Source organism: Pseudomonas sp. LFS074 (genome assembly GCF_047978165.1).
GTDB classification, from domain to species: domain Bacteria; phylum Pseudomonadota; class Gammaproteobacteria; order Pseudomonadales; family Pseudomonadaceae; genus Aquipseudomonas; species Aquipseudomonas putida_P.
In genome coordinates, this window is the sequence record NZ_JBFPFV010000002.1 from 1,158,956 (window position 1) to 1,176,517 (window position 17,562).

The 17,562-nt window shown below is 62.5% G+C and carries 14 protein-coding genes; 9 read left to right on the forward strand and 5 right to left on the reverse strand.

Annotated elements, in window-relative coordinates; all coding sequences use genetic code 11:
* Positions 1-38: 38 nt before the first annotated feature.
* On the reverse strand, positions 39-1,676 hold the full coding sequence (locus tag ACNQP3_RS23505; protein WP_264316514.1) for a 5-guanidino-2-oxopentanoate decarboxylase: 1,638 nt from the start codon (positions 1,674-1,676) through the stop codon (positions 39-41).
* Between the two features lie 114 nt (positions 1,677-1,790).
* Between ACNQP3_RS23505 and ACNQP3_RS23510 the strand changes: the two genes are divergently transcribed.
* Positions 1,791-2,666: a LysR substrate-binding domain-containing protein gene (locus ACNQP3_RS23510; RefSeq protein WP_060514026.1), complete on the forward strand. Its 876-nt coding sequence runs from the start codon at positions 1,791-1,793 to the stop codon at positions 2,664-2,666.
* A gap of 98 nt (positions 2,667-2,764) precedes the next feature.
* Here the strand turns inward: ACNQP3_RS23510 and ACNQP3_RS23515 are convergent, their stop codons facing one another.
* Both ACNQP3_RS23515 and ACNQP3_RS23520 read right to left on the reverse strand, forming a co-directional pair.
* A complete protein-coding gene (locus ACNQP3_RS23515) occupies positions 2,765-3,379 on the reverse strand; it encodes an NAD(P)-dependent oxidoreductase (RefSeq protein ID WP_012273970.1) in 615 nt (204 codons plus the stop codon).
* A gap of 27 nt (positions 3,380-3,406) precedes the next feature.
* Positions 3,407-4,282 carry an MBL fold metallo-hydrolase gene (locus tag ACNQP3_RS23520; protein WP_264316515.1) on the reverse strand — a complete coding sequence of 292 codons (876 nt, stop codon included), beginning with the start codon at positions 4,280-4,282 and terminating at the stop codon, positions 3,407-3,409.
* 102 nt (positions 4,283-4,384) lie between these two features.
* Here ACNQP3_RS23520 and ACNQP3_RS23525 point away from each other — a divergent pair, with 102 nt between their 5' ends.
* Together ACNQP3_RS23525 and ACNQP3_RS23530 are read left to right on the forward strand one after the other, a co-directional pair.
* Positions 4,385-5,293, forward strand: coding sequence for a LysR family transcriptional regulator (locus ACNQP3_RS23525; RefSeq protein WP_060494237.1), 909 nt, complete (start codon positions 4,385-4,387; stop codon positions 5,291-5,293).
* A 72-nt stretch (positions 5,294-5,365) separates the two neighbouring features.
* Positions 5,366-5,506 carry a hypothetical protein gene (locus ACNQP3_RS23530; RefSeq protein ID WP_012273973.1) on the forward strand — a complete coding sequence of 47 codons (141 nt, stop codon included), beginning with the start codon at positions 5,366-5,368 and terminating at the stop codon, positions 5,504-5,506.
* A 19-nt stretch (positions 5,507-5,525) separates the two neighbouring features.
* Here ACNQP3_RS23530 and ACNQP3_RS23535 read toward each other — a convergent pair whose 3' ends face one another.
* A complete protein-coding gene (locus tag ACNQP3_RS23535) occupies positions 5,526-6,395 on the reverse strand; it encodes an isocitrate lyase/PEP mutase family protein (protein ID WP_012273974.1) in 870 nt (289 codons plus the stop codon).
* A 382-nt stretch (positions 6,396-6,777) separates the two neighbouring features.
* Between ACNQP3_RS23535 and ACNQP3_RS23540 the strand changes: the two genes are divergently transcribed.
* On the forward strand, positions 6,778-8,229 hold the full coding sequence (locus tag ACNQP3_RS23540; protein WP_264316516.1) for an MDR family MFS transporter: 1,452 nt from the start codon (positions 6,778-6,780) through the stop codon (positions 8,227-8,229).
* Between the two features lie 85 nt (positions 8,230-8,314).
* Here ACNQP3_RS23540 and ttgR read toward each other — a convergent pair whose 3' ends face one another.
* Complete coding sequence (gene ttgR / locus ACNQP3_RS23545) at positions 8,315-8,947, reverse strand: efflux transport transcriptional regulator TtgR (protein ID WP_012273976.1); 633 nt, start codon at positions 8,945-8,947, stop codon at positions 8,315-8,317.
* 257 nt (positions 8,948-9,204) lie between these two features.
* Here ttgR and ttgA point away from each other — a divergent pair, with 257 nt between their 5' ends.
* The 5 genes from ttgA to ACNQP3_RS23570 all read left to right on the forward strand — a co-directional run bounded on the left by ttgA (position 9,205) and on the right by ACNQP3_RS23570 (position 17,547).
* Entirely contained in the window at positions 9,205-10,359 is a 1,155-nt protein-coding gene (ttgA, locus tag ACNQP3_RS23550; protein WP_012273977.1) for a toluene efflux RND transporter periplasmic adaptor subunit TtgA, read from the forward strand.
* 3 nt (positions 10,360-10,362) lie between these two features.
* Positions 10,363-13,515: a multidrug efflux RND transporter permease subunit TtgB gene (gene ttgB / locus ACNQP3_RS23555; RefSeq protein ID WP_012273978.1), complete on the forward strand. Its 3,153-nt coding sequence runs from the start codon at positions 10,363-10,365 to the stop codon at positions 13,513-13,515.
* Entirely contained in the window at positions 13,512-14,966 is a 1,455-nt protein-coding gene (locus ACNQP3_RS23560; protein ID WP_012273979.1) for an AdeC/AdeK/OprM family multidrug efflux complex outer membrane factor, read from the forward strand. The genes ttgB and ACNQP3_RS23560 overlap by 4 nt, the downstream gene beginning before the upstream one ends.
* A gap of 252 nt (positions 14,967-15,218) precedes the next feature.
* On the forward strand, positions 15,219-16,475 hold the full coding sequence (locus ACNQP3_RS23565; protein WP_012273980.1) for an OprD family porin: 1,257 nt from the start codon (positions 15,219-15,221) through the stop codon (positions 16,473-16,475).
* Between the two features lie 148 nt (positions 16,476-16,623).
* Positions 16,624-17,547: a LysR family transcriptional regulator gene (locus ACNQP3_RS23570; RefSeq protein WP_060514022.1), complete on the forward strand. Its 924-nt coding sequence runs from the start codon at positions 16,624-16,626 to the stop codon at positions 17,545-17,547.
* Positions 17,548-17,562 lie beyond the last annotated feature (15 nt).

The following is a 17,562-nucleotide window of genomic DNA, read 5'->3' on the forward strand; positions in this document are numbered from 1 at the left end:
TAACCCCGCGAAGTGGCCGTAACAGGTTAAGCGCTACATCATCGCAGCACTGTTTCTTGCCACTGGTTCTGGTCAACCTGGATCAAGGTCGGCCCCTTGCGCTCCAACGCCAGCCCCAGTGCTGCCTGTAGCTGCACCACATCCGTCACATGCTCCGCCGCCGCGCCCAACGCCCGCGCCACACCGATGAAGTCCGGGGTATGGATATCCACGCCTACCGGCTCGATCGCCCGGTTGACCATGTACTTCTTGATCTCCTCGTACCCCTGGTTATTCCACAACAGCACGACCAGCGGCACCTGCGCCTCCACCGCACTGGCCAGCTCCGGCAGGGTGAACTGCAAGCCGCCATCACCAATCAAGCACACCGCTGGCGCACGTTGGTCGGCCTGTTCGGCACTGCCCAACCAGGCGCCCATGGCCGCAGGCAGTGCATAACCCAGGGTGCCGTAACCGGTCGAGGCATTGAACCAGCGACGTGGCTGATGCATGTCCAGGGTCAGGTTGCCGGTGTACACCGGTTGGGTGGAATCGCCCACCAGAATGGCATTGGGCAGGCGTTCGAGAATGGCGTTCAGCAAACGCGTCTGGCTCAAGGTCGGCTGGTCCCAATCTGCTGCCAGAGCCTGGCGCAGCTTGGCCACGCGGGCCACACCCCAAGTGCTTTCGTGCACCGGTTGCGGCTGGGCCTGCAAGGCACCGAACAACGCTTCGGCGGCCAGCTCGGCATCGGCGACCAGCGCCAGCTCCGGCAGGTAGTTGCGCACCGTCTGGTCCGGGTCGATATCGATGCGCAGCAGGCTGCCCGGGATCTCGAAACCGCCCTTGAAGGTCACGTCGTAATCGGTTTCGGCAAGTTCGGTGCCAATCGCCAGCACCACGTCGGCCTCGGCCACCAACTCACGTGTGGCCGGCAGCGACTGGGTCGAACCGATCTGCAACGGGTGGCTGGCCGGCAGCAAGCCTTTGGCATTGATGGTCAGCGCCACCGGGGCCTGAAGGTGTTCAGCCAGGCGTGCCAGCGCAGCCCCCGCAGCCAATGCCCCGCCACCGGCAAGGATCAGCGGCCGACGCGCACTGGCCAGGCGTTCAGCCATCTGCGCCACCGCCTGCGGAGCCGCCCCTGCCCGGCTGCCACGTACCGGGCGGCCCGGCAATAGGAAGTCAGCCGGTTCGACCAGTACATCGAGCGGTATCTCGATGTGCACCGGGCGCGGCCGGGCACTGTCGAACACGGCAAATGCTCGGGCCAGCACCTGCGGCAAGTCTGCGGCACTCATCAAGGTGTGGGAAAACGCAGCCACACCCGCTACCAGCGCGGCCTGGTTGGGCAGCTCATGCAGCTTGCCACGGCCACCGCCCAAGTGGTCGCGGGTCTGCACGCTGGAAATTACCAGCATCGGAATCGAATCGGCATAGGCCTGGCCCATGGCCGTGGTGATGTTGGTCATGCCAGGGCCGGTGATGATGAAGCACACCCCGGGTTTGCCACGGGTGCGCGCATAGCCGTCAGCCATGAACCCGGCCCCCTGCTCGTGACGCGGGGTGATGTGGCGAATGGACGAACCCGCCAGGCCACGGTAGAGCTCCACGGTATGTACACCGGGAATACCGAAGACATGGTCCACGCCATAGCCTTCAAGGAGTTTGACCAGTACTTCACCGCAGGTTGCCATTGGGGTTCACCATGAATCTTGTTGGGTTATGCCCTTATTGGACCCAAGCCACGGCTATCCCCACAATGTAAAAAAACACATACTAGCCATGTCCTGTGATCATGGCTTACTGCAATGAAACGCCTCCCGCCTCTGCCTGCCCTGTACACCTTTCTGGTCACTGCCCAGCACTGCAATTTCACCCGTGCAGGGCAACAGTTGCACATCACCCAGGGCGCCGTCAGCCGGCAGATCGCAGCCCTCGAAGAGCACCTGGGTTATGCGCTGTTCAAGCGCGAGGCCCGCGGTTTGAGCCTGACCCGTGAAGGCCAGGACTGGCTGCCTCGGGTGCAGCAGGTGTTCGCGCTGATCGATCAAGGCGTGCGCGAGGTGGGCGAGCACAGCACGACCTTGCAGCTCAAGGCGCCGACCTGCGTGATGCGCTGGCTACTGCCACGCCTGATGGAATGGCAAGCCCTGCGCCCGGACATACCGGTCGAACTCACCACCACCGTGCAGCATGGGGTGGATTTTCGCCGCGAGGGCTTTGACGCCGCGGTGGTCTATGGCGATGCACCGAACCACGGGCTGCACGTGCGCAAGTTGTTCGATGAGCAACTGACACCGGTATGCGCACCGTCACTGCTTCAAGGGCCGCTGCCCTTGCAGCAGGTGGAAGACCTGGCGCGGCATATGCTGCTGCACCCGTCACGAGATGAGCATGATTGGCGGTTGTGGTTGCAGGCAGCAGGTGTGACGCTGGCCAGTCATGGGCCCAAGCAGCATTTCGAGACGCTGGACATGGCAATGGCCATGGCCTCGCAGGGGACTGGCGTGGCTATCGGTGATTGGTCGCTGATTGGCGATGACTTGCGCGGGGGGCGGCTGTGCATGCCGTTTGCGCTGAAGGTGCTGACGGGTAAAGGTTATTACCTGGTAAGCCAGGCCAGAAGCTTGCCACCGGGTTTAACGGAGTTGCTGGATTGGCTGCAGCGCCAGGCTAGCCAGTGAGGGCCCATACACGGGCACGCACGCTCCTACAGGTACAGCACAGGGCTTGGAATTTGTGCAATACCTGTGGGAGCGTGCGTGCCCACGAAGCAGGCGACTCAGTAACCGACTGTGAAGCGCTGCCGTGAATGCGCAGGCTTTTCCAGCTCGTCGAGCATGGCAATCGCATAATCGGCAAAGGTGATCCAGCTCTTGCCGTCCGCACCGATCAGCAGGTGATCCTTACCCAACGTGTAGCGCCCGCTACGCTCACCTTCAACGAACTCCGCCGACGGCGAGAGAAAGGTCCAGTCCAGGTTTGGCTCGCGCTGCAACGCCTCCAGAAAACGCACCCCGGCAGTGGCCTCGGCCTTGTAGGCTTCCGGGAAGTCCGGGCTGTCGATCACCCGGTGCCCCGACGGCAACAACAGGCTGCCGGCCCCCCCCACCACCAGCAACCGCTTGACCCCGGCGCGCTTGACTGGCTCGATGATCGCGTGCGGCTCGATGGTCGAAAAATGCGCCGCGCTCAACACCGCGTCCACACCCTCGACAGCCGCTTGCAGGGCCGCGCTATCCTTGGCATCCAGCGCTTTGACGGTCACCCCGTCACGCCCCTGCAAACGGGAAGGGTCGCGGGCAATGGCCAGCACACTATGGCCACGGCGCAGGGCCTCTTCCAGCAACTGGCTGCCAGCGCGGCCAGTGGCACCGATGATTGCAATCTTGCTCATGGGAAACTCTCCATCAGTTGAACGGAATTACCACTTCATCTCGCCCTTGGCGACCTTGGCCCCAAGCTCCAGGGAGCTTTCATCGGCCAGGCCTGGGTAACGATGCTTCATGGCCTCGATCAAGACGCCAGCATCTTTTGCTTTGACGGTTTCGGCATCGAAATCACGAATGTAGTTCGCAGTGAAACGCACAGCTTGCAATGAACGGCTGCTGTCCCCCAGATAATGGCCCGGGACGACTGTGCGCGGCGCCAGCGCTTCGATCCGCGCCAGGGTGGCGAGCCAATCGGCATGCGACTTGGCTGTTTGGGTATCGGCCATCCACACATGAATATGCTCGGACACCACTACCCCACCGACCACCGCCTTGATCGACGGGATCCAGACAAAGCTGCGGTCTGGCTGTGGGCCGTCAAGGCCAACCACGTCCAAGGCCTGCCCTTCCAGCATCAGGCGGTTGCCTTCGAGCACTTGCGGCAGCACCAGCCGCGCGGGCTTGTCCGCCCCCATCTGCGGCCCCCAGTACGCCAGCTTGGCGCCCATGGTCTGGCGAATATGCGCAACGGTCGCGGCTGAAGCCAGCACCTTGGCGTCGGGGAAAGCCTGGGTCAGGGTATCCAGGCCGAAATAGTAATCCGGGTCGCCATGGCTGATGTAGATGCTGGTCAGGTGCTTGCCACCGGCTCGCAAGCGCTGCACCAACTGCTCGGCCTGGGCTTTGCCGAACTGGGCATCGACCAGCACGGCGTCATGTTGACCACTGACGATCACCGAGCTGACCGGGAATATCGCTTCGTGCCCGGGGTTGTAGACCTCCAACTGCAAGGGCTCGGCAGCCAGCACCGGGCCGGCCAGGGCAACGCAGGCCAGCAGCAGGCCACGCAAAGGAGAGAACAGGGACATGAGCAACGCCTTCAGCTGAACAATGCCCAACAGCTTAGTTGCCCAATCCGTCACAAAAAATGCGATGCTCGAACATAGTTTGTTTCTGAAATCGGGCAAATCATGGACCGTCTGAACGCCATGCGCGTATTCGTAACCGTCGTCGACCTGGGCAGCCAGTCGGCGGCAGCGGATCATCTGCAATTGTCGCGACCGGTAGTATCGCGCTATCTGGCCGAGCTGGAGGACTGGGTTGGCGCGCGGCTGATGCAGCGCACCACGCGCAAGCTCAGCCTCACGGCCGCCGGCCAGGAAACCCTGCCCCGCTGCCGGCAACTGCTGGAACTGGCCGGCGACCTGCAGGCCGCCGTGCAGCAGCCGGAAGACGCACCAAAGGGTGCACTGCGTATCAGCGTCAGTACCTCATTCGGCCAAGCACAGTTGGTAGACGCCGTAGCAGCCTACGTGCAGCGTTACCCTGGAGTGAAGGTGGAACTGCAAATGCTCGACCGCACCGTCAACCTGGTGGACGAGCGCATCGACCTGGCCATTCGTACCAGCAACGACCTGGACCCCAACCTGATCGCCCGGCGCCTGAGCGTGTGCCGCTCGGTGGTGTGCGCGGCACCGGCCTACCTGCACGAGCACGGCACGCCACAACGGGTCGAGGAACTGAGCCGACACAACTGCCTGACCCACGCCTACTTCGGCCACAGCCTGTGGCATTTCGAGGTGGCCGGGCAGCACGTCGCCGTGCCGGTGGCGGGGAACATCAGCGCCAACGAGGCGATGACCCTGCAGAAGGCAGCACTGGCTGGCGCGGGTATCGCCATGCTGCCGACCTATCAGGCAGCCGAGGCCCTGCGCCGAGGCGAACTGATGCGCCTGCTGCCCGAGGCGAGGCCGCGTGAATTGAACCTGAATGCGGTGTACACGTCGCGCAAACACATGCCGGCAACCTTGCGGAGCATGCTGGATTTTCTAGTGCTGCGGTTCAAGGACGAGCCGGAGTGGGACCAGGATCTATACTAATGCTGTACACCCCTATCGCTGTAATGGGAGGTGAGCACCATGGGTATCAAATCAAGAAGAGTCGCCGTTGTCATGGCCCTGACCGCAGTCGCAGGGCTGTATGGCTCGGCCTGCTGGCGCGTCGAGCTGCTGCGCAGCCAGCCTAGCGCCGCCAACAGCTGCGAGCGGGCACATTGCGTGCCCCACACCGCAACCTTGAGCGCCGTCCGTTGAGTCGACGGCGCCCTGCCGGTCACTCTTCGACGCTCATGTATTCCTTGGCCCAGCGGATGTAATCTTCAGGCTGGGTGTAGGTGTGCGAGAGTTCGGTGGCACTGAGGTTTTCCGACTTGTTTTGCTGGCCACGCTGCAGCCGCAAGCAATCGTAGGTGGCCTTGATCGCGGCAAAGTAGGCCGCGTGACCATCGACCACAATGCGCACGCCCAAGCGCGCCAGGCGCTCGTCGTCGCGCAGGTTCGGGTTGCCATAGGTGACCAGCATCAGCGGCACAGTCAAGTGCTCGGCAATCTGCTCGAGCTGTTCGAAGTCCTTAACCCCCACCATGCAGATAGCATCGGCACCGGCCTTCTGGTAGCTCTGGGTACGCACAATGATTTCTTCGGTGCTGAGTACCCCAGCGTTGGTACGGGCAATGATCGACAGCGACGAATCGACCCGCGCCTCCAGGGCCGCACGGATCTTGCCAACGCCCTCTTCGACCGGGATCAGGTCGGTGGACTTGCGCCCGAACTGGGCTGGCAGCAGCGTGTCTTCGATGGTCAGTGCGGCCACACCGGCGCGCTCCAGTTCGATCACCGTGCGCATCACGTTCAGCGCATTGCCATAGCCGTGGTCAGCGTCGGCCAGCACCGGCAGTTGCGCGACCCGACCGATACGGGTGGCCTGCTCGACGAACTCGCTGAGGGTGATCAGGGCGAAGTCCGGTGCGGCCAGCACCTGCAAGGATGCAACGGAACCACCGAGGATACCGACCTCGAAGCCCAGGTCTGCGGCAATGCGTGCCGACATCGGGTCGAACACCGATGCCGTGTGGAAACAGGAACCTGAAGCGAGCAGCTCGCGGAAGGCAAAACGCAGATCTTGATGGGAAGCCTTGGGCATGATCACTCCGCAATTAAGTTGAAATTTGAACGGTAACTACCGACCCCTGTAATCGGGTCTACCTGACCTGTTCCAACCGTCGCCATCTGGGCGGTCATGCTCGACATGCAGGCAGAGGAATAAAAGGTGTGGGAGACAGCGGCCTGAAAAACCTGCGGCAGAATGTTGCACCAACCTGGTGCAAGCCCCGGATTTCAGCCCCTGTGGCATACCAACGATATCACGCGGCCATGCAGCACTGGATGAATGCGCCAATGCCGATTCGGCATAGGGGATGCAGATAGTACATAGGAAGCTACCTAACTCAGGTTACAATTCGTGGGCCTCTATGGGAGTGGGCTTGCCCACAAAGAGGCTTGCATAGACAAGACAAGGTATTCCCGTGACTGCTGCCCTGCCCCCCACCACCCTGCGCAACGTGCTCACCGCCCTGATGCTGGCCATCTTCCTCGGCGCACTGGACCAGACCATCGTCGCCGTCTCGCTGCCGGCCATCTCGGCCCAGTTCAACGACGTCGGCCTGCTGGCCTGGGTGATCTCCGGGTACATGGTGGCAATGACCGTGGCCGTACCAATCTACGGCAAGCTGGGCGACCTTTACGGCCGGCGCCGGATGATCCTCACCGGGATCAGCTTGTTCACCCTGGCCTCGATTGCCTGTGCCATGGCCCAGGACATGCAGCAGTTGGTGCTGGCCCGGGTACTCCAGGGCATTGGCGCGGGCGGTATGGTCTCGGTGAGCCAGGCGATCATCGGCGACTTCGTACCGCCGCGTGAACGCGGCCGCTACCAGGGCTATTTCAGCAGCATGTACGCCGTGGCCAGCGTCGCTGGGCCAGTGCTGGGCGGCTGGCTGACCGAGTACTTGTCGTGGCGCTGGGTATTCTGGATCAACCTGCCGCTGGGGCTGGTCGCCTTGTGGGCCATACGCCGCGCCCTCGCCGGCATGCCGGTGCAGCGTCGCGAGGCCCAGGTCGACTACCTTGGCGCCGTGCTGTTGATCCTCGGCCTTGGCAGCCTGCTGCTGGGGATCACCTTGGTCGGCCAGGGCCAGGCCTGGGCCGACTCGGCCGTGCTGGCGCTGTTCGCCTGCGCCCTACTCGGCCTGGCGTTGTTCATCGCCCACGAACGCCGCTGCCCAGAGCCGCTGCTGCCGCTCGGGCTGTTCGGCAACCGGGTGGCGGTACTTTGCTGGGGGGTGATCTTCTTCGCCAGCTTCCAGTCGATTTCCCTGACCATGCTCATGCCCTTGCGCTACCAGGGCATCACTGGCGCCGGTGCCGACAGCGCTGCCCTGCACCTGCTGCCACTGGCCATGGGGTTGCCCATGGGGGCCTTCACAGGCGGGCGCATGACCAGCCGGACCGGGCGCTACAAGCCGCAGATCCTGGCCGGTGCGCTGCTGATGCCAGTGGCCATTTTCGCCATGGCACTGACGCCGCCGCAGTCAACGTTGCTCAGTGCACTGTTCATGCTGCTGACCGGCATTGCTTGCGGGCTGCAGTTTCCGACCTCGCTGGTGGGCACGCAAAGCGCGGTGGCCAGCAAGGACATTGGCGTGGCCACCAGCACCACCAACCTGTTCCGCTCGCTGGGCGGGGCCATGGGCGTGGCGTGCATGTCCAGCCTGTTGCTGGCACTGCTGCACCAAGGTGGTTTCGAATTGCTGGGTAACCCGTTGCTGGGGAGCCTGAAGGCCGGTGAAGTGGACCTGGTGACACAGGGACGCTTGCTGGAGACATTCCGGCAGTTGCTGATGGGCAGCGCGCTGATTGCGGTACTGGGGCTTTTTGCCGCATTGGCGTTGCCTGACAGACAACTGCGCGGGTACTAATATCCCAGGGGCCGCAAGGCGGCCACGCTGTTAATCCCCTCTTAACACAAAGGGGAAACACTCCCTCACAATCCTTAACAAAGTGTCATTTGCGCAACGCCGGGCTCAAGCGCAGCATATCCAGCCCGGTGTCGACCCATTTTTCGACATCACCCAACAGATCGACACTGTCAGGCAGCAGCAGCCAGCGCCCGATCAGGCCATCGACATAGGCGAACATGGCCACCGCCGCGCGCTCGACATCCAGCTCGCCAGGCAACTGGCCCCGGCGTACGGCATTGGCCAACGCCAGGGTGATGCCCTTGTGGCAATCCAGCACCGCACCCTGGCGCTGCTGGCGAATTTCACACATGTCATCGGTGAACTCGCACTTGTGATGCAGGATTTCATTGATACGCCGGGTTCGGGCATCGAGCACCAGCTCGTTGAACACTTGCAACAGCAGCTTGCGCATGCAGCCAAGCGGATCGAGTTCGTCCTCGCTTTCGCTCGCCCGCGCCAAATGGTCATGGGTCTCGTGCAGGCTGTCGAGCAACGCCTGCACCAACTCGGCCTTGTTGTTGAAGTGCCAGTAGATAGCCCCGCGCGTCACACCCGCGAGTTCGGCGATGTCAGCCAGTGTGGTTCGCGCAACCCCGCGCTTGTAGAAGGCCTTTTCCGCCGCCTCGATGATCTGGGCGCGGGTTTCCTGGGCTTCTTCTTTGGTTCGACGGACCATGGCAGTACAACCTCATCTGGCCCGAACGCGCAGCGCGTGCGGGGAACGCTCCGGTGGCACCTCTGCAGGGGGCCTCACGGATGAGCTAATCAAGGGCTGTGGCAGTACCCAAGTACAACCCAGCGGTATTTACAAACAACCATGAATGTAAGTATATTCCTTAGCAAGCTATTTATCCACCGGATAGCAATTTTTCCAGATCAAGTCTCTTCCATTACTCTTGAGCGTCTCCCTGCTCCTGCGACCCGAGGATCCTCATGCAATTCAAGCCAGCCGTTACCGCTCTGGTTTCCGCCGTCGCCCTGGCAACCCTGCTCAGTGGCTGCAAGAAAGAAGAAGCAGCGCCAGCGGCGCAGGCTCCTCAGGTCGGCGTCGTGACCATCCAGCCCCAAGCCTTCACCCTGACCTCGGAATTGCCGGGGCGTACCACTGCCTACCGCGTTGCCGAGGTGCGCCCGCAGGTCAACGGCATCATCCTCAAGCGCCTGTTCAAGGAAGGCAGCGACGTCAAGGAAGGCCAGCAGCTGTACCAGATCGACCCTGCCGTGTACGAAGCCACCCTGGCCAATGCCCAGGCCAACCTGCAGGCTACCCGCTCGCTGGCCGAGCGCTACAAGCAGCTGATTGACGAGCAAGCCGTCTCCAAACAGGAATACGACGACGCCAATGCCAAACGATTGCAGGCCGAGGCTTCGCTCAAGAGCGCCCAGATCGACCTGCGCTACACCAAGGTTCTGGCACCGATCAGCGGCCGTATCGGTCGTTCTTCGTTCACCGAAGGTGCACTGGTGAGCAACGGCCAGACCAACGCCATGGCCACCATCCAGCAACTCGACCCGATCTACGTCGACGTTACCCAGTCCACCGCCGAGCTGCTCAAGCTGCGCCGTGACCTGGAGAGCGGCCAGTTGCAGAAGGCCGGCGACAACGCCGCCTCGGTTCAGCTGGTGCTGGAAGACGGCAGCCTGTTCAAGCAGGAAGGTCGCCTGGAGTTCTCCGAAGTCGCGGTCGACGAAACCACCGGCTCGGTCACCCTGCGCGCCCTGTTCCCCAACCCTGACCACACCCTGCTGCCAGGCATGTTCGTGCATGCGCGGCTGAAGGCCGGGGTCAACGCCAACGCCATCCTGGCGCCGCAACAAGGCGTGACCCGCGACCTGAAAGGCGCGCCGACCGCACTGGTGGTCAACCAGGAAAACAAGGTCGAACTGCGTCAGTTGAAGGCCAACCGTACCCTGGGCAGCGACTGGCTGATCGAAGAAGGCCTCAACCCAGGTGACCGCCTGATTACCGAAGGGCTGCAGTACGTGCGCCCAGGTGTCGAGGTGAAGGTCAGCGAAGCCACCAACGTCCAGAAGCCGGCCAGCCCTGATCAGGCCAACGCGGCAAAAGCAGACGCCAAAGCGGAGTAAACCATGTCGAAGTTCTTTATCGATCGCCCGATCTTCGCCTGGGTGATCGCCTTGGTGATCATGCTGGTCGGGGCCTTGTCGATCCTGAAGTTGCCGATCAACCAGTACCCCAGCATCGCACCGCCGGCCATCGCCATCGCCGTGACCTACCCGGGCGCCTCGGCGCAAACCGTGCAGGACACCGTGGTGCAGGTGATCGAGCAGCAGCTCAACGGTATCGACAACCTGCGTTATGTGTCGTCGGAAAGTAACTCCGACGGCAGCATGACCATTACCGCCACCTTCGAACAGGGCACCAACCCCGACACCGCCCAGGTTCAGGTACAGAACAAGCTGAACCTGGCCACCCCACTGCTGCCACAAGAAGTGCAGCAGCAAGGTATCCGCGTCACCAAGGCTGTGAAGAACTTCCTGCTGGTGATCGGCCTGGTGTCCGAAGACGGCAGCATGACCAAGGATGACTTGGCCAACTACATCGTCTCCAACATGCAGGACCCGATCTCGCGTACAGCGGGTGTGGGTGACTTCCAGGTGTTCGGTGCACAGTACGCCATGCGTATCTGGCTCGATCCGGCCAAGCTGAACAAATTCCAGCTGACCCCGGTCGACGTCAAGACCGCCGTGGCCGCGCAGAACGTGCAGGTGTCCTCCGGCCAGCTCGGCGGCCTGCCGGCCATGCCGGGCACCCAGCTGAACGCCACCATCATCGGCAAGACCCGCCTGCAAACCGCCGAGCAGTTCGAGAAGATCCTGCTCAAGGTCAACAACGACGGTTCGCAGGTGCGTCTGGGTGATGTCGCCCAGGTAGGTCTGGGGGGTGAAAACTACGCGGTCAGCGCTCAGTTCAACGGCAAGCCGGCTTCCGGCCTGGCAGTAAAACTGGCTACCGGCGCCAACGCCCTGGACACCGCCAAGGCACTGCGCGAGACCATCAAAGGCCTGGAACCGTTCTTCCCGCCTGGGGTGAAAGCGGTATTCCCGTATGACACCACTCCGGTGGTCACCGAATCGATCAGCGGCGTGATCCACACCCTGATCGAAGCCGTGGTCCTGGTGTTCCTGGTGATGTACCTGTTCCTGCAGAACTTCCGCGCCACCATCATCACCACCATGACCGTACCGGTGGTGTTACTGGGTACCTTCGGCATCCTTGCCGCCGCGGGCTTCAGCATCAACACCCTGACCATGTTCGCCATGGTCCTGGCCATCGGTTTGCTGGTGGACGACGCCATCGTCGTGGTGGAAAACGTCGAGCGGGTGATGTCCGAGGAAGGCTTGCCGCCCAAGGAAGCCACCAAGCGTTCGATGGAACAGATCCAGGGTGCCCTGGTGGGTATCGCCCTGGTACTGTCGGCCGTACTGCTGCCGATGGCGTTCTTCGGCGGTTCCACGGGTGTGATCTACCGGCAGTTCTCCATCACCATCGTCTCGGCCATGGGCCTGTCGGTGCTGGTTGCGCTTATCTTCACCCCGGCGCTTTGCGCCACCATGCTCAAGCCGCTGAAGAAGGGCGAGCACCACACTGCCAAAGGCGGCTTCTTCGGTTGGTTCAACCGCAACTTCGACCGCAGCGTGAACGGCTACGAGCGCAGCGTGGGCACTATCCTGCGCAACAAGGTGCCGTTCCTGCTGGCCTATGCGCTGATCGTGGTCGGCATGATCTGGCTGTTCGCTCGCATCCCAACCGCGTTCCTGCCCGAGGAAGACCAGGGCGTGCTGTTCGCCCAGGTGCAAACCCCGGCAGGCTCCAGTGCCGAGCGCACCCAGGTGGTGGTCGACCAGATGCGTGAGTATCTGTTGAAGGATGAAGCCGACACCGTAGCGTCCGTGTTCACCGTCAACGGCTTCAACTTTGCCGGTCGCGGGCAGAGTTCGGGCATGGCATTCATCATGCTCAAACCCTGGGATGAACGTTCCAAGGAGAACAGCGTGTTCGCCCTGGCCCAGCGTGCCCAGCAGCACTTCTTCACCTTCCGTGATGCAATGGTGTTCGCCTTCGCCCCACCTGCGGTACTCGAACTGGGTAACGCCACCGGTTTCGACGTGTTCCTGCAGGACCGCGGTGGTGTCGGCCACGAGAAGTTGATGGAAGCGCGCAACCAGTTCCTGGCCAAGGCCGCGCAGAGCAAGATCCTCAGCGCTGTGCGCCCTAACGGCCTGAACGATGAACCGCAGTATCAGTTGACCATCGATGACGAGCGTGCCAGCGCCCTGGGCGTGACCATTGCCGACATCAACAACACCCTGTCGATTGCCCTGGGTGCCAGCTACGTCAACGACTTCATCGACCGTGGCCGAGTCAAGAAGGTGTACATCCAGGGCGAACCCAACGCCCGAATGAGCCCTGAAGACCTGCAGAAGTGGTACGTGCGCAACGGCAAAGGCGAGATGGTGCCGTTCTCCTCCTTCGCCAAAGGCGAATGGACCTACGGCTCGCCGAAACTGTCGCGTTACAACGGCGTCGAGGCGATGGAAATCCTCGGTGCGCCGGCGCCGGGCTACAGTACCGGTGAAGCCATGGCCGAGGTCGAGCGTATCGCTGGCGAACTGCCAAGCGGTGTAGGCTTCTCCTGGACCGGCATGTCCTACGAGGAAAAGCTCTCCGGTTCGCAGATGCCGGCGCTGTTCGCCCTCTCGGTACTGTTCGTGTTCCTGTGCCTGGCAGCCCTGTACGAAAGCTGGTCGATCCCGATCGCCGTGGTACTGGTAGTACCGCTGGGTATCATCGGTGCACTGATCGCCACCAGTCTGCGCGGCTTGTCCAACGACGTGTACTTCCTGGTCGGCCTGTTGACCACCATCGGCCTGGCGGCGAAAAACGCCATTCTGATCGTCGAGTTCGCCAAGGAACTGCACGAGCAAGGCCGCAGCCTGTACGACGCGGCGATCGAGGCGTGCCGCATGCGTCTGCGCCCGATCATCATGACCTCGCTGGCGTTCATCCTTGGCGTGGTACCGTTGACCATCGCCAGCGGCGCCGGCGCCGGCAGCCAGCACGCCATCGGTACGGGTGTGATCGGCGGCATGATCAGTGCGACCGTACTGGCTATCTTCTGGGTACCGCTGTTCTTCGTCGCAGTGTCGTCGCTGTTCGGCAGCAAAGAGCCGGAAAAAGACGTCACCCCTGAAACTCCACGTTATGAGGCTGGGCAATGACCAAGTCTTTGTTGTCCCTGGCGGTAACCGCTTTCATTCTTGGCGGCTGCTCGCTGATCCCTGACTACCAGACCCCGGAAGCGCCGGTGGCTGCGCAGTGGCCGCAAGGCCCTGCGTACTCGCCAACGCAATCGGCGGATGTTGCCGCCGCCGAACAGGGCTGGCGCCAGTTCTTCCACGATCCGGCGCTGCAACAGCTGATCCAGACCTCGCTGGTGAACAACCGCGACCTGCGCGTCGCGGCGCTGAACCTGGACGCCTACCGCGCGCAGTACCGCATTCAGCGTGCCGACCTGTTCCCGGCGGTTTCGGCCACCGGCAGCGGCAGCCGCCAGCGCGTCCCGGCGAACATGTCGCAAACCGGTGAATCTGGCATCACCAGCCAGTATTCGGCAACCCTGGGTGTCAGCGCCTACGAGCTGGACCTGTTCGGCCGCGTGCGCAGCCTGACCGAGCAAGCCTTGGAAACCTATCTGTCCAGCGAGCAGGCGCGTCGTTCCACGCAAATCGCCCTGGTGGCCAGCGTGGCCAATGCCTACTACACCTGGCAGGCCGACCAGGCCCTGTTCAAGCTGACCGAAGAAACGCTGAAGACCTACGAGGAAAGCTACAACCTCACCCGTCGCAGCAATGAAGTCGGCGTCGCTTCTGCACTCGACGTCAGCCAGGCACGCACCGCCGTGGAAGGCGCCCGGGTCAAGTACTCGCAGTATCAGCGCCTGGTCGCCCAGGACGTCAACAGCCTGACCGTGCTGCTGGGCACCGGCATTCCAGCCGACCTGGCCAAGCCGCTGGAGCTCAATGCCGACCAGTTGGCCGAAGTGCCGGCCGGCCTGCCGTCGGATATCCTCCAGCGCCGCCCGGACATCCAGGAAGCCGAGCACCTGCTCAAGGCCGCCAATGCCAACATTGGCGCGGCCCGCGCAGCGTTCTTCCCGAGCATCAGCCTGACCGCCAACGCGGGCAGCCTGAGCCCCGACATGGGCCACCTGTTCGCAGGTGGCCAGGGCACCTGGCTGTTCCAGCCGCAGATCAACCTGCCGATCTTCAACGCCGGCAGCCTGAAGGCCAGCCTGGATTATTCGAAGATCCAGAAGGACATCAACGTCGCCAAGTACGAAAAAACCATCCAGACCGCCTTCCAGGAAGTCTCCGATGGCCTGGCGGCGCGCAAGACCTTCGAAGAGCAGCTGCAGGCCCAGCGCGACCTGGTGCAGGCGAACCAGGATTACTACCGCCTGGCCGAACGCCGTTATCGCATCGGGATCGACAGCAACCTGACCTTCCTCGACGCCCAGCGCAACCTGTTCAGCGCCCAACAGGCACTGATCGGCGACCGTCTTTCGCAGCTGACCAGCGAGGTCAACCTGTACAAGGCGCTCGGCGGTGGCTGGTACGAGCAGACCGGGCAGGCCAACCAGCAGGCGTCGGTGGATGCACCGAAAGGCTGATTGAGTTCGCAGCAACGTCAAGCCCACCTTCACGGTGGGCTTTTTATTCGTCGGTACAGAAAGAATTAACCAACCGGAACATTCCGTTCGATTATCGCCCCGTTCCGTTTGCGGCGAATTGCCTCACCCCCGCCCAACCCCGCACCATCCCCCCACGCAACGTTGCCCAAGTTCATCACTAAAGACCCGCACCTGCCGGCTCGATCCAGCAGTGCACCGGCTCGCCCCATAAAAACAAGAGATCCACGACAGATGAGCACTTTGCAACCCGCACGCCAGCTGCTGCCCGGCTTGTTAGCCATGTCCTGCGCCCTCCCCGTGTTCGCCGCCAACGAAGGTGGATTCATGGAGGACGCCAAGGCCACCCTCAACCTGCGCAACTTCTACATCAACCGCAACTTCGTCGACCCGGCCCATCCGCAGGGCAAGGCCGAGGAATGGACGCAAAGCTTTATCCTCGACGCCCGTTCCGGGTTTACCCAGGGCACCGTCGGTTTCGGCGTGGACGTCCTGGGCCTGTATTCGGTCAAGCTCGACGGTGGCAAAGGCACCACCAACACTCACCTGCTGCCCGTGCATGACGACGGCCGCCCTGCCGATGACTTTGGCCGGTTGGGTGTAGCACTGAAAGCCAAGCTGTCCGAAACCGAACTGAAAGTCGGTGAATGGATGCCGGTACTACCGATCCTGCGCTCGGACGATGGCCGTTCGCTGCCGCAAACCTTCCGCGGTGGCCAGCTGACCTCCAAGGAAATCGCCGGCCTGACCCTGTACGCCGGCCAGTTCCGCGGCAACAGCCCGCGCAATGACGCCAGCATGGAAGACATGTCGCTGAACGGCAAAGCCGCGTTCACCTCCGACCGATTCAACTTCGGCGGCGGTGAGTACACCTTCAACGACAAGCGCACCATGATTGGCCTGTGGGACGCCCAGCTCAAGGACATCTACCGCCAGCAGTACCTCAACCTGACGCACAGCCAGCCGCTGGGCGACTGGACCCTGGGCGCCAACCTCGGCTACTTCATCGGCAAGGAAGACGGCGGCGAACGTGCCGGCAAGCTGGACAACCGCACCGCTTCCGCCCTGCTTTCGGCACGCTACCAAGGCCATACCTTCTATGTCGGGCTGCAGAAGGTGAGCGGCGACGATGCCTGGATGCGGGTCAATGGCACCAGTGGCGGCACCCTGGCCAACGACAGCTACAACTCGAGCTTCGACAATGCCAAGGAGCGCTCCTGGCAGGTTCGCCATGACTTCAACTTCGCCACCGTCGGCGTACCCGGCCTGACCCTGATGAACCGCTACATCAAGGGTGACAACGTGACCGTTGGCAACGTGGACGATGGCAAGGAATGGGCACGGGAAACCGAGCTGGCCTATGTGGTGCAGTCGGGCAGCTTCAAGGACCTGTCGGTGAAATGGCGCAACTCCACCATGCGCCGGGACTTCAGCACCAATGCGTTCGATGAGAACCGCCTGATCGTGAGTTACCCGCTGAATCTGCTTTGAATCTGCTGGCCTCTTCGCGAGGAACTCGCGAAGAGGCCGGAGATACAACAAAATAACCAAAAGAAATAAACAAATCCTTAAAGCTTCTTTGACGATATAAGCTGTAACCGCTTGAATAGAGCCCTGATCCCCGCCCCAGAGCCGTGACATGGACCTCCGCCAGCTGCGCTACTTCATTGCCCTCACCGAATACCGCAGTTTCGTTCGGGCCGCCGAGGCCATGGGCATCACCCAACCCGCCTTCAGCCGCGCCATCCAGGGCCTGGAACACACGTTCGGCTGCCCACTGGTCGACCGCGCCAGCAAAGCCCTGCCGCCCACCCCAGAAGGCCTTGTGGTGCTGCAACATGCCCGGCGCCTGGTACAGGGGGCTGCGCAGTTGAGCAACGAAGTGCTGCAAATGACCAAGCTCGACGCCGGCGAACTGCACTTCGGCAGTGGCCCGGCGCTGGCCGTGCGCCTGGTGCCCGATGCCTTGCGCCACTTCATCGAACGCCACCCAGGCATCCGCACCTCGCTGCTGGTGGACAATACCGAACGTCTGGGTCAGGCCCTGCGCCGTGAACAGATCGAGTTTTTCGTCGACGATATCCGCCCGTTCGAAGCCGACCCCAACTTCCACACCGAAGCCTTGTCACCCCGCCCCGGCCTTTTCTTCTGCCGCCCTGGCCACCCGTTGCTGGCCAAGGACAGCCTGTCGACCAACGACCTGTTCAGCTACCCGCTGGCCAGCGCTTTGCTTGACCCCGGTGTACGCAAACGCCTGGCCAACCTCAGTGGGCGAAGCGACTTCACGCCGCACCTGCAAACCGAGCACCTGGCCATACTGCGCAGCGTGGTGCAGGCCAGCGATGCTATCGGCACTGCCAGTGAAGAGGCCGTGGCCGATGACCTGGCCAACGGAAGCCTGGTGCGCCTGCACTGGCGCAACCTGCCGCCGGCGCTGGAAGTGTTGAGCGTTCGCTGTGGCGTGGTCAGCCGCAGTGGCTACCGTCTGTCGCCAGCGGCGCGGGCGATGATCGAGACACTGGTGGGGCTGGATACGCCTGTACGGGCTGCTGCCATTCGCTGAGCTGATGATGGTGGT